Annotated in this window: 15 protein-coding genes; 13 read left to right on the top strand and 2 right to left on the bottom strand. The window is 53.5% G+C overall.

All coding sequences use genetic code 11. The features are described 5' to 3' along the window. Positions 1 to 132: 132 nt before the first annotated feature. The 3 genes from H8B15_RS19260 (at position 133) to H8B15_RS19250 (ending at position 3,143) form a co-directional block, all read left to right on the top strand. Complete coding sequence (locus tag H8B15_RS19260; protein WP_246455739.1) at positions 133 to 1,521, top strand: peptidylprolyl isomerase; 1,389 nt, start codon at positions 133 to 135, stop codon at positions 1,519 to 1,521. Positions 1,522 to 1,670: 149 nt separating this feature from the next. After that, entirely contained in the window at positions 1,671 to 2,633 is a 963-nt protein-coding gene (locus tag H8B15_RS19255) for an AAA family ATPase (protein ID WP_187321286.1), read from the top strand. Between the two features lie 90 nt (positions 2,634 to 2,723). Beyond that, positions 2,724 to 3,143 carry a hypothetical protein gene (locus H8B15_RS19250; protein ID WP_187321285.1) on the top strand — a complete coding sequence of 140 codons (420 nt, stop codon included), beginning with the start codon at positions 2,724 to 2,726 and terminating at the stop codon, positions 3,141 to 3,143. A gap of 115 nt (positions 3,144 to 3,258) precedes the next feature. On the opposite strand, the gene H8B15_RS19245 is transcribed toward H8B15_RS19250, so the two are convergent. Next, positions 3,259 to 4,146, bottom strand: coding sequence for an SDR family NAD(P)-dependent oxidoreductase (locus H8B15_RS19245; protein ID WP_187321284.1), 888 nt, complete (start codon positions 4,144 to 4,146; stop codon positions 3,259 to 3,261). A 166-nt stretch (positions 4,147 to 4,312) separates the two neighbouring features. Here H8B15_RS19245 and H8B15_RS19240 point away from each other — a divergent pair, with 166 nt between their 5' ends. Further along, entirely contained in the window at positions 4,313 to 4,897 is a 585-nt protein-coding gene (locus H8B15_RS19240) for a GNAT family N-acetyltransferase (RefSeq protein WP_187321283.1), read from the top strand. A 5-nt stretch (positions 4,898 to 4,902) separates the two neighbouring features. On the opposite strand, the gene H8B15_RS19235 is transcribed toward H8B15_RS19240, so the two are convergent. Then, positions 4,903 to 5,919 carry a hypothetical protein gene (locus tag H8B15_RS19235; protein ID WP_187321282.1) on the bottom strand — a complete coding sequence of 339 codons (1,017 nt, stop codon included), beginning with the start codon at positions 5,917 to 5,919 and terminating at the stop codon, positions 4,903 to 4,905. Between the two features lie 350 nt (positions 5,920 to 6,269). Here H8B15_RS19235 and recA point away from each other — a divergent pair, with 350 nt between their 5' ends. The 9 genes from recA (at position 6,270) to tsf (ending at position 14,206) form a co-directional block, all read left to right on the top strand. Then, entirely contained in the window at positions 6,270 to 7,364 is a 1,095-nt protein-coding gene (gene recA, locus H8B15_RS19230) for a recombinase RecA (RefSeq protein ID WP_187321281.1), read from the top strand. Positions 7,365 to 7,559: 195 nt separating this feature from the next. Then, positions 7,560 to 8,387 carry a DUF3108 domain-containing protein gene (locus H8B15_RS19225; RefSeq protein WP_187321280.1) on the top strand — a complete coding sequence of 276 codons (828 nt, stop codon included), beginning with the start codon at positions 7,560 to 7,562 and terminating at the stop codon, positions 8,385 to 8,387. 213 nt (positions 8,388 to 8,600) lie between these two features. After that, positions 8,601 to 9,299, top strand: a complete 699-nt coding sequence (locus tag H8B15_RS19220) for a response regulator (protein ID WP_187321325.1) — start codon at positions 8,601 to 8,603, stop codon at positions 9,297 to 9,299. 179 nt (positions 9,300 to 9,478) lie between these two features. Then, positions 9,479 to 10,558, top strand: a complete 1,080-nt coding sequence (locus tag H8B15_RS19215) for a sensor histidine kinase (RefSeq protein ID WP_187321279.1) — start codon at positions 9,479 to 9,481, stop codon at positions 10,556 to 10,558. Between the two features lie 41 nt (positions 10,559 to 10,599). After that, positions 10,600 to 11,313: an RluA family pseudouridine synthase gene (locus H8B15_RS19210; protein WP_187321278.1), complete on the top strand. Its 714-nt coding sequence runs from the start codon at positions 10,600 to 10,602 to the stop codon at positions 11,311 to 11,313. A gap of 178 nt (positions 11,314 to 11,491) precedes the next feature. Then, positions 11,492 to 11,944: a 50S ribosomal protein L13 gene (rplM, locus tag H8B15_RS19205; protein ID WP_187321277.1), complete on the top strand. Its 453-nt coding sequence runs from the start codon at positions 11,492 to 11,494 to the stop codon at positions 11,942 to 11,944. A gap of 41 nt (positions 11,945 to 11,985) precedes the next feature. After that, entirely contained in the window at positions 11,986 to 12,372 is a 387-nt protein-coding gene (gene rpsI, locus H8B15_RS19200) for a 30S ribosomal protein S9 (RefSeq protein ID WP_187321276.1), read from the top strand. Between the two features lie 21 nt (positions 12,373 to 12,393). Next, positions 12,394 to 13,161, top strand: coding sequence for a 30S ribosomal protein S2 (gene rpsB, locus H8B15_RS19195; RefSeq protein ID WP_187321275.1), 768 nt, complete (start codon positions 12,394 to 12,396; stop codon positions 13,159 to 13,161). 208 nt (positions 13,162 to 13,369) lie between these two features. Next, a complete protein-coding gene (gene tsf, locus H8B15_RS19190; RefSeq protein WP_187321274.1) occupies positions 13,370 to 14,206 on the top strand; it encodes a translation elongation factor Ts in 837 nt (278 codons plus the stop codon). Positions 14,207 to 14,287 lie beyond the last annotated feature (81 nt).

The raw sequence follows: 14,287 nt of genomic DNA, 5'->3' as shown, positions 1-14,287 counted from the left end.
TACAAAATCCGTGTAATCCGTTTTCATCCGAAAAATCCGTGATTTATGTTGAAATTTACGCGCTGCTTTTTGCGTTGCTGGGTAGTGCTGTCTAATCGGCAGGTGCCGATACCGGACTTATTTTCTTGCTGCATGACTTATTTTTTTCGTTTGCCGATGCGCGTGGCGCTGCTTAGCCTCGGTTTGCTGACGGGCCTTGTCACCTCTGCTTCGGCTCAATTGGGCATAGGCCGGCCGGTGGGTCGCACAGTGGTGGATGGCATTATTGTGAAAGTAGACAACCAGATTATTCTGAAATCGGATCTGGATTTGGTGTATGCACAGGAGGAAGCCCGCGCTGAAGGAAAAGCCCTACCCCTTGACTTACGCTGCAAAATTCTACAACAGCTTGTGATGAATAAGCTGATGTTGGCCAAGGCCGAAACCGACTCAGTGGTGGTAGAAGAAAACCAGGTAAACGGCGAACTGAACCGCCGCATGGCCTACTTCGTGCAACAAATCGGCTCGGAGAAAAAGCTGGAAGAGTACTACAACAAGCCTCTGAAAGCATTGAAAGACGATTTGCGCCAGCAGGTGAAGGACCAGCTGACGCAGCAGAAAATGCAGGAGCAGATTGCAGGCAAAGTAACCGTGACACCGCGCGAGGTGAAGCAGTATTTCAACCGCATTCCCAAAGACAGCCTACCCTATTTTTCTACGGAGGTAGAGGTAGGGCAGATCGTGAAGCTGGCGCAGGTGAACGACAAGGCCAAGCAGGAGGCCATGGCCAAGCTTAACGATTTGCGCGCTCGTATTCAGGGCGGCGAGAGTTTCGAGGAGTTGGCCAAGCAGTATTCGCAGGATCCTGGCTCGGCAGTGCAAGGAGGTTATCTGGGCTTTTTCAAGCGTAAGGAGCTGGTGCCGGAGTATGAAGCAGCCGCTTTGCGCATGGAGCCGGGGCAGTTGTCGCCGGTGGTGGAGTCGCAGTTTGGCTTTCACCTTATTCAGTTGATTGAGCGCAAGGGCGACAGTTACAGCACGCGCCACATCCTGCTAAAGCCCGAAACCGGCTCGAAAGACGTGAGCGTGGCGGCGGTGCAGTTAAGCAAACTACGCACCCGCATTCTGGCCGACAGTCTTACTTTTGCCAAAGCTGCCAAAGACGAATCAGACGATAAAGCCACTAGCACTAGCGGCGGCCTGATTCAGAACCAGCAGAATGCCAGCACCTATATTCCCTTGGATAAGATTGACCCTGCCATCTTCTTTACTATTGATACGATGAAGGTAGGTAGCATCTCGCAGCCCCTACCCTACCGCACCGAGGATGGCAAGGATGCCATGCGCCTGATCTGGTTGAAGTCGAATACGCCACCTCACCAAGCCAACCTCCGCGACGACTACCAGAAAATTGCGCAGGCAGCTCTTAATGAGAAGAAAAACAAGGCGCTGGACGAGTGGTTCGAGAAAAACCGCACCACTGTTTTCGTCGACGTGGACCCGCAATACGACGAGTGCAGATTGCTACAAAGAACGTTATAGTAATGTGCTGATGAGTTGATTTGCTGATGTGCTGATTATGAATAAGCTGACGGTTGATATAATACATATGTAATTCATCCAACCCATTCATAATTAACAATTAGCAAATCAACTCATCAGCAAAATCAACTCATCAGCAAAATCAACCTATGCCTTTCGCCTCCGATAAAGAAGCCGCCGATGCGCTGGCGCAATCATACCACAAGCTGCGGCAGGAAATCGGTAAGGTAATTATTGGGCAGGACGAGGTGGTGCGGTTGGTGCTGACTGCTGTGTTTGCCCAGGGCCATTGCCTCTTGGTGGGCGTGCCGGGCCTCGCCAAAACGTTGCTCATCCATACCATTGCCGAGTCGTTGGACCTGTCGTTCAACCGCATCCAGTTCACGCCTGACCTGATGCCGTCTGACATTGTGGGCTCTGAAACGATGAATCAGCAGCGGGACTTCCACTTCGTGCAGGGACCGATTTTCGCCAATATTGTGCTGGCTGACGAAATCAACCGGACACCGCCCAAAACCCAGGCGGCGCTTTTGGAGAGTATGCAGGAGTATGCCGTAACGGTGGCCGGCAAGCGCTATGCTTTGGACCGCCCGTTCTTCGTGCTGGCTACCCAGAACCCCATTGAGCAGGAGGGTACCTACCCCCTACCCGAAGCCCAGCTCGACCGTTTCATGTTCAACATTGAGCTGGGCTACCCCAGCTACGAGGAGGAGTTGCAGGTAGTGAAAAACACCACCAGCGACCGGAAAGCCGTGGTAAGCAAAGTGCTGCACGCCAGCGAAATTCAGGCCTACCAGCAGCTCGTGCGCCGTGTGCCCGTGGCTGATAACGTGGTGGAATATGCGGTGAGTCTGGTGCACAAAACCCGCCCAAATACCAGTCGCGCCGCCGCTCGCGTAAATCAACTGCTGGAGTGGGGCGCCGGGCCGCGGGCCTCGCAGCACCTGATTGTGGGCGCTAAATGCAACGCCTTACTCAACGGGAAATACTCGCCTGACATTGAGGATGTGAAGACGGTGGCCCTACCCATCTTGCGTCACCGTTTGGTGCGCAACTTCAAGGCTGAGGCTGAAGGCATCAGCATCGAGCAAATCATCAAGGAAATTCTGTAGCATTGTTGAAGCTTAAGCATCAATGGTCAGGCAGGCTCTGACTATGGGCCAACTCTCAACAGCCAACACTTACCATTCAACACTTCTACCATGGAGGTTTCTGCGTACTACCAGCAGTTCGAGCGCAACGTCAACATTATTCTGGATGCTTTGGCCGCAGGCCTCGATTTGCGCACCACGGCGCTGGCTACCTCGCTTCCGCTGGAAGTATATGTGCTGTGCGAAGTCCTGAACCAGGGCGGCACGCAGTACCGCCTCACCACCGATGGGGTAGGCCGCTTAGCCGAGTTTCAGCAGCAGTATATGCAGCACGAAGACCAAACGGAAGCCACGATGCGCCGTCTTCTGGAAGACAAAAAAGCCTACATGGCCACGCCCGAAGGCCGTGTATTGCTCAAAGAAATGCTGATTCGCCGGCTGGAATACTTCAATGAAGCCGCCCGTCAAGTAAACATCATGCGCACACAGCAAGCCCTGGGTAGCCCGGCGCAATATAAAATTGCGAATTAGCACGACTTCCAAGGATTTCGTAGCAAGCCAAATGGCTTCTAAAAGCAAAAGCCTCTGCATGTGCAGAGGCTTTTGTTTTCAAGTAAAGAATCAGGGAAATTCCACTAATCTGCAACTATAGGTTCATACTACCTGCATCTTGCGGGCGCATACTGGTATTGCCATCCTTAGCGTGCTCAATGGGTAGGACGCCAATGGGTTCCTTTGCTATATCGCTGGGGACTTCGTCGCCGTGGGGCCCTTTGGAGATGGTAACGCCACCATCTACGTAATAAATAGCACCGGTAACGTAGCTGGCCTCATCAGATGCCAGGAAAGCATACACATTGGCTACCTCCTCGGTGGTACCGCGCCGGCCCAATGGCACGCCCTGCACAGTGAGCTTTTCCATTTTAGAATCCATCGGGCCGGTTTCCTTATGCGTCCAGGCGGTATCGATGGGGCCGGGACCTACAATATTAGAGCGCACCCCAAACTTGGCCTGCTCTACGGCTACGCCCTTTTGGAAAGCATGTATAAACCCCTTGGTACCGCCGTAGGGCGTATTCTGCGGCTCACCCATGTGCCCCGCTTCCGAACCTGCCGACACGATATTACCCCGCGTTTTCTGTAGATGAGGAATAGCCGCGCGGGTCATCATGAAGTTTGAGTAAATGTTATTTTTGATCATGTACTCAAAGGCATCCGTCGGATACTTATCGATGGTAGACGTAGCCGGAAATGCTCCGGCATTGTTCACCAGAATATGCAGTTCCTGGTATTCTGCCAGTGCGGCTTGCACGCAGGCTTCCGCCGTCTGAGGGTGCGATAAGTCGCCATTGAAGGCAATGGCGCGGCCACCGGTACGGATAATTTCCTCGACTACCTCGCGCACGGGGTCTTCGGCAAAGCCCGCTACGACCAGCGCGGCGCCTTCTTTCGCAAATTTTTTGGCTATGGCTTCACCAATACCGGCACCTCCGCCCGTTATGATGGCTACTTTGCCTGCAAGTCTTCCTGTCATTTCCGTAAAATAAAGCTGGCGGGTAGTACTGCCAGCAAGTGTATATGTAGTGCGTTTCTCTTTCTAAAACGACTTGCTGCACGCGGGGTTAGTTTGCTCTGGCAAAACATTTTGTCATCAAAGCTGTCCGGTTGCACGTAAGCTCATCAGCGTTCTACCCTACTGTATGCCTGCCGCCACGCTGTTTGTTGCACCTCCTCTTGCTACCCTCACCACTGCGCGCCTCACGCTGCGCCCCTACGCTCCTGCCGACGAAACGGCCTTTTTTGCACTGCTCGACCAGGAGCGCAACCGCTTGCGGCCGGCCTTTCCGGCCCGCGTAGCGGCTACTACTACCCTCACCGACGCGGCCCGGGTACTCGCCACATTCCTGACCGACTGGCGCTCCGACCGGCTCTATGTGCTGGGCATCTGGCACACGGCTACCGCTACCTACCTCGGCGACATTAGCTTGCGCCCGCAACAGGGCCGCACCCGTACCGCCGAAATTGGTTACTACCTTGCCCGGTCGGCCGAGGGCCACGGCTATGCTCGCGAAGCCTTATCGGCCGCCGTGCAGTTTGGTCTTGAGGCGCTTCAGGTAGCGAAGTTTTCGATTCGCTGCCGGGCTAACAACCCGCGTAGCTGCGCCGTGGCCGAAGCAGTCGGGTTTCAGCAGGTACCCGCACGCACGCGGTTGTGGCCCTTGCGCAGGCAGGATGCGGAAGGAGAGATTTTATACTACAGCTTGTCGCAGGTTTCCACCAGGTAGCCTCTCTACTTTCCTACCCGCACGCGGCGGCTGATATTGCCCAGCAGCCATTCCTGCCGGAAGTTCAGGTAAACACCTGCCGCGAAGTCTGTTTTTTTCTCCTGAAAATCATGCACCGGCTCTACCCGCACGGTAATAGCCGCCGCTTCGCCCAGCGAAAAATCCCGCATGAGGCGTAAAATCAGAAGGCGACGGTGCGGCTCCGTGTACATTGGGTTACCCACCGAGCGGGAGGCCGACTGGTACAAATCGCCGCCTAGCGGCGATAGAAACCGCTGGCCCTGCCAGTAGCTCAGCATCACGTTGAGGTAGCGTGTCTCGGCGGTAGCGTTGAGGTAGAGGCCGCTGCCGCGCCGGTAGGGCAGTTGGTATGCAAACGACTTATCATAGTAGCCTGTACCGTAGGCCTGCACCCGAAATGCCGTGCCAGGATGGGTAGGCAGAGGGTAGCGCGCCTCCAAGCCAGTAGCTCCGTTGAACAGCGTCTGCAACGGCAGATCGATGGTGTCGATCTGCCCGCCCCGGTGGGTGGCGGTAAACTGGATGGGTAGGGACACTGTCACAGGACTATTGGCGCCGGTGAGGCGCATGGAACCGCTGAGGCCACCCGCAATTTCTTCTTGGTAATTGCTGTACCGATACTGCTGTCGCTGCCAGTCTACCCACACGTCCAGCCCTACCCTATCAGAAACATAGCGATACTGCAATCCTTCCTCCAACGGTTTTAGGATTACACGCTCAAAATTGAACAGCGGCTCAATGTAGCCGTGGTTCAAATGCGGCCGGATATTTCCAAAGATGAATTCACTATTGCCCTTGGTGTACGTAGCCCGAAAAGTAGGGCGCACCTGCCGCATGCGGGCGTTGCCGAAATCTTTCCACAAAAACACGCCGCCCTCTAGTCGCAGGTTGGCCGTGGGATAGTACACCAACTGCGGGTTCAATTGCGTGCCGAATAGCGTATATCCCTCGATAATGCGGTTGAAATACTCATTGTCTTTAAAAAACGTAAAGGACCTCACAGACAGGCGCAGGTCGCCGGTGGTGTTTTCTTCTCTGCTAGAAGGAGCCTGCTGATTGAAAGTAAACTCGTCTTTTTTGCCTGGTTCAGTATTTGTGAATGCCCGATTGTCTAGCTGTGCCTGCGCTGTATGCGTGCTAACTAGCAGACCGCCAACGGCTAATATATTTAGTAAATAATTTCTCATATATTTATCGGCGCGGTGGCACGAAAAGCCAGGGTCGGGTGTTAGAAAAAGCTGCCCCAGATGAGCGCTGCCACGGATTTTGCCGGGCAGGTCTGAGCTTGACGGGCAGCCAGAAAAAGCGTAATTTTCACCAAACGTAAGTACTTTTTATAACCTACCCTCACATGGCTGCAACCACAGAGAAAGTCGTCGCCGATCCGGCCGTTGAAAAAAGAAAGGCCCTGCAACTCACGATGGAAAAGCTGGACAAGTCGTTCGGCAAAGGCACCGTGATGAAGCTCAGCGACAACAAAGTTGTCGACATTCCGGCCATCAGCACCGGCTCCCTAGGCCTGGATATTGCCCTCGGTATTGGCGGCTTGCCCAAAGGTCGTATTGTCGAGATTTACGGCCCTGAATCGTCGGGTAAGACTACCCTCACTATGCACTGCATTGCGGAGGCACAGAAGAAAGGCGGCATCGCGGCCTTTATCGACGCTGAGCACGCCTTTGATAAGAGCTACGCCGAGAAGCTGGGTATCGACACCGAAAACCTGCTCATCGCCCAGCCCGACAATGGCGAGCAAGCCCTGGAAATTGCCGATCAGCTGATTTCCTCCGGTGCCATCGACATTTGCGTAATTGACTCCGTAGCTGCCCTGGTGCCGAAAGGCGAACTGGAAGGCGACATGGGCGACTCAAAAATGGGTCTGCACGCGCGTCTGATGTCGCAGGCTTTGCGTAAGCTCACCGGTACCATCAACAAAACCGGCTGCTGCTGCATTTTTATCAACCAGCTGCGCGAGAAAATCGGCGTAATGTTCGGTAACCCCGAAACCACCACTGGTGGTAACGCCCTGAAATTCTATGCTTCTGTGCGCCTCGATATTCGTCGTATTGGCCAGATCAAGGAGGACAAGGACAACATCACCGGCAACCGCACCAAGGTAAAAGTGGTGAAAAACAAGGTAGCACCACCCTTCAAGGTGATTGAATTCGATATTATCTATGGCGAAGGTATCTCCAAAATCGGTGAGATTCTGGACCTGGGCGTAGATATGGGCATTATTGCCAAGTCGGGCTCGTGGTTCTCCTACAACGGCGACCGGCTCGGTCAGGGCCGCGAAGGCGTGAAAACCATCCTGCACGACAACGAGGAGCTGGCCAACGAAATCGAAGCCAAGATCCGTCAGATGGTGAAGGGTGAGCCCGAAGCCGCTCTAGCTGCCATCCCCGAAGACCGCACGGTAGACGAGGACGACGAAGTGCTGGCCGAGTAGGCGTTACTCCCAACCTCATTTAGAGCACAAAGCCCCATAACCAGTGGTTATGGGGCTTTTTCGTATTCCGCTGCGTTTTCCTATTGCACCTATTAAGTACTCGCGCACTAAGCTAGCGGCGCGTTCGTATGTTATGTAGCTTTGCTGGCACCGCTTTTGAATACGTACCAGCTGAAAACAACCCCGCCGTTCCGTATGTCCCGTCGATGGTTTTACTACGTTTGTCTGCTGCTTTTCGCTGGTTTGGGCCTTTCTGCTTTTCAACTAACGGAGGCTACCCGTACCGTATCCAATAGCAGCTTCACCAGTGGTGAAGTGCTCAGTTATAAGGTACACTATGGTCTGATTAATGCTGCCGAAGCCACCATTGAGGTAGCCGATAATATTCACCGCGTGAACAACCGGCCGTGTTACCAGGCTACCGTTACGGGCCGTACGCTGGGCTCCTTCGATTTTTTTCTGCGCATCCGGGACACCTGGCGCTCCTACATTGATACGGCTACCATCCGGCCACAGCGTTTTTTCCGCAACATTGAAGAAAACCACTACCGCAAACGCGAAACCGTGGACTTCGACCACACCCGTGCCGTGGCCTCTGTCGAGTCGTATAAAAAAGATAAGAATGATGTAAAACGCGGTACCTTTAAGGTACCAAGCAATGTACAGGATATTGTGAGCGGGGTTTATTTCCTGCGAACTATTAATTTTGACCAGCACCGACCCGGTGAGGTTATCCGGGTACAGGGCTTTTTCGACGACGAAGTGTTTAGCATGGACGTTATCTACAAAGGGCGCGAAACGGTGGAAACCAAAGCTGGCACTGTGCGTGCACTTCGGCTAGTGCCCAAGATGCCCAGCAACAAGCTCTTTCGTGGCGAAAACGCCATTTCGGTGTACCTCTCTGATGACCGCAACAAAATCCCGGTCCTGATCCAGGCCGAAATGTTTGTTGGCTCCGTGAAAGTGGATATGTATAAATATCAAGGTCTTAAAAATCGATTGAACTTGGTAGCCTCTAATTGATTGTAAGGAAAAGCGACTCCGTTGGGGCCGCTTTTTTTGTAGTTCGGCGGCGCAAACGGCCCGTCGAGTCCGTTTCACTTTTAATGCTCCCCTCCCTTGGCATCAACGGTTAAGACACTGCCAGCCCGCAAAAACGTCCTTTCTCCTCCTACCTCCCACCGCCGCGTTGGCCTGTCGGCCCGCGTTCTATTCTACCCCAAACCGCCTCGCCCTGTGCACGCTACTTCTGCTTCCAACGCCTATCGCATTCTCGTTGTCGATGACGACCCAGACATTGTTGAGCTACTGGAGTACAACCTTCGCAAAGAGGGGTACGAAGTGGCCTCGGCCGCCGATGGCCGCCAAGCGCTGGAAATCGCCACCGATTTTGGTCCCGATATCATCCTGCTCGACGTAATGATGCCGCACTTAGATGGCATCGCCGCATGCCGCCAGCTACGCGAGCAACCGCGCTTCAAGGACGCTTATATTATTTTCCTGACGGCCCGCGCCGAGGAGTTTTCGGAAGTAGCTGCGTTTGAGGCCGGCGCCGATGATTTCATCAATAAGCCCATCAAACCACGTGCTCTCATGAGCCGTCTGGCTGCCTTCGTGCGCCGCGACCAAGACCCGCAGCAGGCCAGCGCCACCATCGAAATCAATGGCCTGACTATTGACCGCACAGGCTTTGCCGTGTACCAAGATGGCCGTAAAATCATCCTGCCCAAGAAGGAATTCGAGCTACTGGCTTTTCTGGCTGCTTCGCCCCATAAAGTGTTCAACCGCGACGAGCTGCTTCAGAATATCTGGGGCAACGATGTGTTTGTGCTGGCTCGCACCGTAGACGTGCACGTGCGCAAAGTGCGCGAGAAGGTAGGCGACCACCACATCCAAACCATCAAAGGGGTAGGCTACAAGTTCAACGCCGACTAGCCCTATCCTAGCCCAGTTTTTAGAATTTCATGCTGAGCGCAGCGTAGCGGAGCCAAAGCATCTCTATTGGTAGTAATTCAAATTACAGGAATTATTATCTTGACCTAGAGCCGCTTTACTCGCTAACGCAGCGTTCAGCATGCCTCGTTTTCACCCCATAGCTCCCTTTTCTTTTTCCCTTGAGAATTCATTTGTCCTCGCGCACTATTGCCATCCTCATTTCTCTGCTCGTAGCTGGCGTGCTTACGGCTTTGGCCGTTTATGCGCCACAGCTAGAGTTTCAGGATGCATTCTTGACAGCGGGCATTACGGTGGCGGCGTGTTTTCTGCTGGTTTACTTATCCTTTGAAGCCCTCATTTTTCGGGAAATCAACACGATTTACTCCGGGTTGGAAATGATTAAGCGCAAGGAGTTGCGCAAGCTCTCCAACAAATTTCTGTTTCGCCCCGAACCCCTCAAGCGCCTCCGCGACGAGATTTTGCAGATGGCAGCCCGCAAGCAGCAGGAAATAGACGAGCTGAAACGCCTGCAAGTGCTGCGCCGCGAGTTTCTGGCCGACGTATCGCACGAGTTGAAAACGCCCATTTTTGCGGCTCAGGGCTTCGTGCACACCATCTTAGACGACGAGGATATAGACGAAGTGACCCAGCGAAAGTTTCTGGCCAAAGCAGCCAGCAGCCTCGATGCTCTCAACGATTTAGTACAGGACCTTGTCACGATTTCGCAGTTGGAGAAAGGCGTGGTGCAGATGCGCCGCCAGCGCTTCAACGTAGTGCAGTTGGTGCTCGATATCTTTGAGCAGCTGGAGCTAACGGCCGCCCAACGGGGCGTAACGCTGGAGTTAATTCCTCCTACCCTTACCGACGCAGAGCTATTAGTACTGGCCGACCGCAACCGCATTCGTCAAGTGCTGATCAACCTCATCGACAACGGCATCAAATACGGACAGGAGAATGGTCACGTAGCTGTGCACCTTGCCGAAACCACGAAAGCAGTACGCATTGCCGTGCACAACGATGGAGAAGGCATTGCCAAGCAACACCATCACCGGGTGTTCGAACGATTCTACCGCATCGAGAAAAGTCGTTCGCGCAACTCGGGCGGTACGGGCCTGGGGCTGGCTATTAGCAAGCATATTGTTGAAGGCCATAAGTCGGCGTTGCGCTTGCACAGTGAGCCAGGCCAAGGCACCACTTTCGAGTTTAAGCTACCAAAGCCTAAGTTGAGGCGCGCCGCACAACCGTCGGAGCAGGGGTAGACTAACAGGATATGCGCGCTTCCCGCTACCTTCGTAGTGTAATGAAGCATATTGATTTTCAAGACCTGATTCTGTTTGAAGACGAGGACTACATCGTCATCAACAAGCCGCCGTTCTTAGCTACCCTCGACGAGCGTTTTGGTGGCGCCAATAATATCCTGCGCATGGCCCGCGAGTACGCCGACGATGTACAGGCCTGCCACCGTCTAGATAAAGAAACATCGGGCGCGCTAGCGCTGGCCAAAAACCCGGCGGCCTACCGTCACCTCTCCATGCAATTTGAAAATCGGGAGGTAAACAAGCTCTACCACGCCGTAGCCTGGGGCGCGCACCACTTCGACAATCTGTTGGTAGACCGCAAAATCGAAACTACCTCGAAAGGCAAAGCGCGCCTGGCATTCAAGGGTAAGCCTGCCGAAACCTATTTTACTACCCTCGAAGCCTTTGCCCGTCACACACTGGTGCAGTGCGTACCCGTTACCGGCCGCATGCACCAGATTCGCCTGCACCTAATGTTTTTGCAGGCTCCCATTGTGGCCGACAGACTGTACGGCGGCGAAGAATTCTACCTGTCCTCACTAAAGCGCAAGTTCAATGTGAAGGAAGGTGAGGAAGAGCAGCCCTTTATCAAGCGCTTTGCCCTGCATGCCCGCCAGCTCACCTTTGCTAAAATGGACGGTGAGCCAGTCACCATTGAGGCTTCCTACCCCAAAGATTTCCGGGTGCTGGTGGATACACTACGGCAGTATCAGTAGCCACTAGCAGCTTAAGCGCACTTCCTAAAAAGTGGCCTTGGATGCAACGCTATGGCTTTCACACACAAAACTTTATAGCATCGTTTGCTTCCTGCCCGAAAAACGGTAACTTTGTGTCCGTTTTTCCCGAACCGTATTCGGTTCATGCCCCATTTTCAAACGTTTACTCAACTCATCAATGGATCATCTGAGCTTCAAGACGATTTCCGTCAACAAAGCCAACGCCAATAAGGGCTGGGTCGTGATTGATGCTGGTGACGCTACGCTGGGCCGTTTGGCCAGCCAAGTTGCCAACATCCTGCGCGGCAAGCACAAGCCCTCGTTCACGCCCAACTCGGACTGCGGCGACAACGTTATTGTTGTTAACGCTGACAAGCTGCGCGTTACGGGCAAGAAGCTGACCGACAAAATCTACCTCACGCACTCGGGCTACCCCGGCGGCCAGAAACGCATCAACCTGCGCGACAAGAAAGCCAAAGACTCGACTCGCGTAATCGAGCACGCTGTGAAAGGCATGCTGCAAGGCAACCGTTTGGGTTCGGAGCAATTCCGCAACCTGTTCGTGTATGCCGGCGCCGAGCATCCTCACGCAGCCCAGCAGCCCAAAGCTGTTGATCTTAAGCACCTGTAAGCCATACAAGGCTTTCCTTTTTCTCTAATCGTATTCTATTAATGGAAATTTCCAACACCTCTGGTAGAAGAAAAACCTCGGTGGCGCGCATCTACATGCAAGCCGGGCAAGGGAATATCACTATCAATGGCCGGGACATGAAATCGTACTTCGGTAACGAGCTCCTGGAAAACATCGTGAACCAGCCTTTGGCGACGATCGAGCAAGTCGGTCAGTACGACATCAAGGTAAACGTGCGCGGCGGCGGCATCTCGGCTCAGGCTGAGGCTATCCGTCTGGCCATCTCGAAAGCCCTCGTAGGCGACAACGCAGAGGTTCGTCCGGCGTTGAAGAAAGAAGGCTTCTTGACCCGCGACCCGCGCATGGTGGAACGCAAGAAATTCGGTAAGCGCAAAGCTCGTCGTTCGTTCCAGTTCTCGAAACGCTAATCTTCCAGAGGAATCCTTATCATGGCTCAGACCACCACATATAAAGAACTGCTTGATGCAGGTGCCCACTTTGGTCACCTTACGCGCAAGTGGGATCCGAAAATGGCGCCGTACATCTTCATGGAGAAGAACGGCATCCATATCATCGACCTGAACAAGACCCTCGTTTCGCTGGATCAGGCTGCGGCTGCTATCCGTCAGATTGCTAAATCGGGCCGGAAAGTGTTGTTCGTAGCTACCAAAAAGCAAGCGCAGGAAATCGTAACGGAAGAGGCCAAGCGCCTCAAAATGCCGTACGTAACCGACCGTTGGCTGGGTGGTATGCTCACCAACTTCGCTACCGTACGCAAGTCGCTGAAGAAAATGAGCACCATCGACAAGATGGTGAAGGAAAACACGGCCTACGCAGCACTTGCTAAGCGCGAGAAGCTGATGATGTCACGCGAGCGTGAGAAGCTGGAGCGTGTACTGGGCGGCATCGCCGACCTGAGCCGCCTACCCGCTGCGCTGTTCGTAGTAGACGTGAAGCGCGAGCACATTGCCGTGAAGGAAGCCCAAAAGCTGAACATTCCGGTATTCGCTATCGTGGACACCAACTCCAACCCCGAGCTGGTAGACTTCCCGATTCCGGCTAACGATGACGCCTCGAAATCGGTATCGCTGATTATCGGTGTGATTGGCAAAGCTATCGAAGATGGCTTGTCGGAGCGGAAGGTAGACAAAGAAGAGTCTGACCGGAAGCAGTCGGAAGACGAAGGCATCCAGGAAAAACAAGCTGCCGACGAATAGGCTCAAGCCCATTGATTGAGTGAGAGGGAACATGCGAAGCACTCGGCTCCGGTGTTCCCTCTTTCTTTTAGGTAGGCAACCCAGGGCATGTGCCGATATGGCAGACTCGGGGGGCTTTGCAAGACTTTTGCACTACCTGCTCAGAACACGCATATAGAGTGCAATTCATTTACAATAGTATCACCCAACTCCTAAACATACACGAAGAATGGCAGCAATTACCGCCCAAGACGTGAACAAGCTGCGCGCTATGACCGGCGCGGGCATGATGGATTGCAAGAAAGCACTGACCGAAGCAGACGGCGATTTTGAAGCCGCCCGCGACATTTTGCGCAAGCAGGGTCAGAAAATTGCTGATAAGCGTGCCGAGAATGCTACCGCTGAAGGCGTAGTACTGGTAAGCGTAAGCGAAGACGGCACCACTGGTAAGTTGGTAGCTTTGGCTTGCGAAACCGAGCCGGTAGCTAAGGTAGAAGACTTCCGTAAGCTGGCGCAACAAGTGCTGGACTCAGCTGTGAAGTCGGACGCTGGTACTAAAGAAGATCTGCTGGCTGCTAAGCAGGAAGATGGTCGCTCGCTGCAAGAGCACATCACCGACCTGATGGGCAAGATTGGCGAGAAGCTAGATGTAGTAGCCTACGAAACGCTGACGGCTGAGAAAGTTGCTTCTTACATCCACTCTGATAACAAAAAGGGTGTACTAGTAGGCCTTAAGAACGTAGGTGACGCTAACACCAACGAAGTAGGCCGCGATGTAGCGATGCAAATTGTAGCCATGAAGCCTGTTGCTGTCGACAAAGACGGTGTAGACTCGGCTACTGTAGAGCGCGAAATTGAGATTGGCAAGGAGCAAGCTCGTGCTGAAGGTAAGCCTGAAGCTATGCTGGAAAAAATTGCCCAAGGCAAGCTCAATAAGTTTTATAAGGAGAATACTCTGCTCAACCAGGAGTTCGTGAAAGACAACTCCGTTACTATCGCTCAGTTACTCGACAAGACCAACAAAGGCATGACTGTAACTGACTTTAAGCGTGTTGCTATTGCATAACTACGCTTGAGACTGCAAAGGTCCATAAAACAGAGGGCCCGCTGCATATATGCAGCGGGCCCTCTGTTTTATGGACCTTTG

The sequence above is a fragment of the Hymenobacter citatus genome, assembly GCF_014333615.1.
Taxonomy (GTDB): Bacteria; Bacteroidota; Bacteroidia; order Cytophagales; family Hymenobacteraceae; genus Hymenobacter; species Hymenobacter citatus.
Note: the sequence above shows the minus strand (reverse complement) of the source record. Positions and strands in the feature narration are given on the sequence as shown.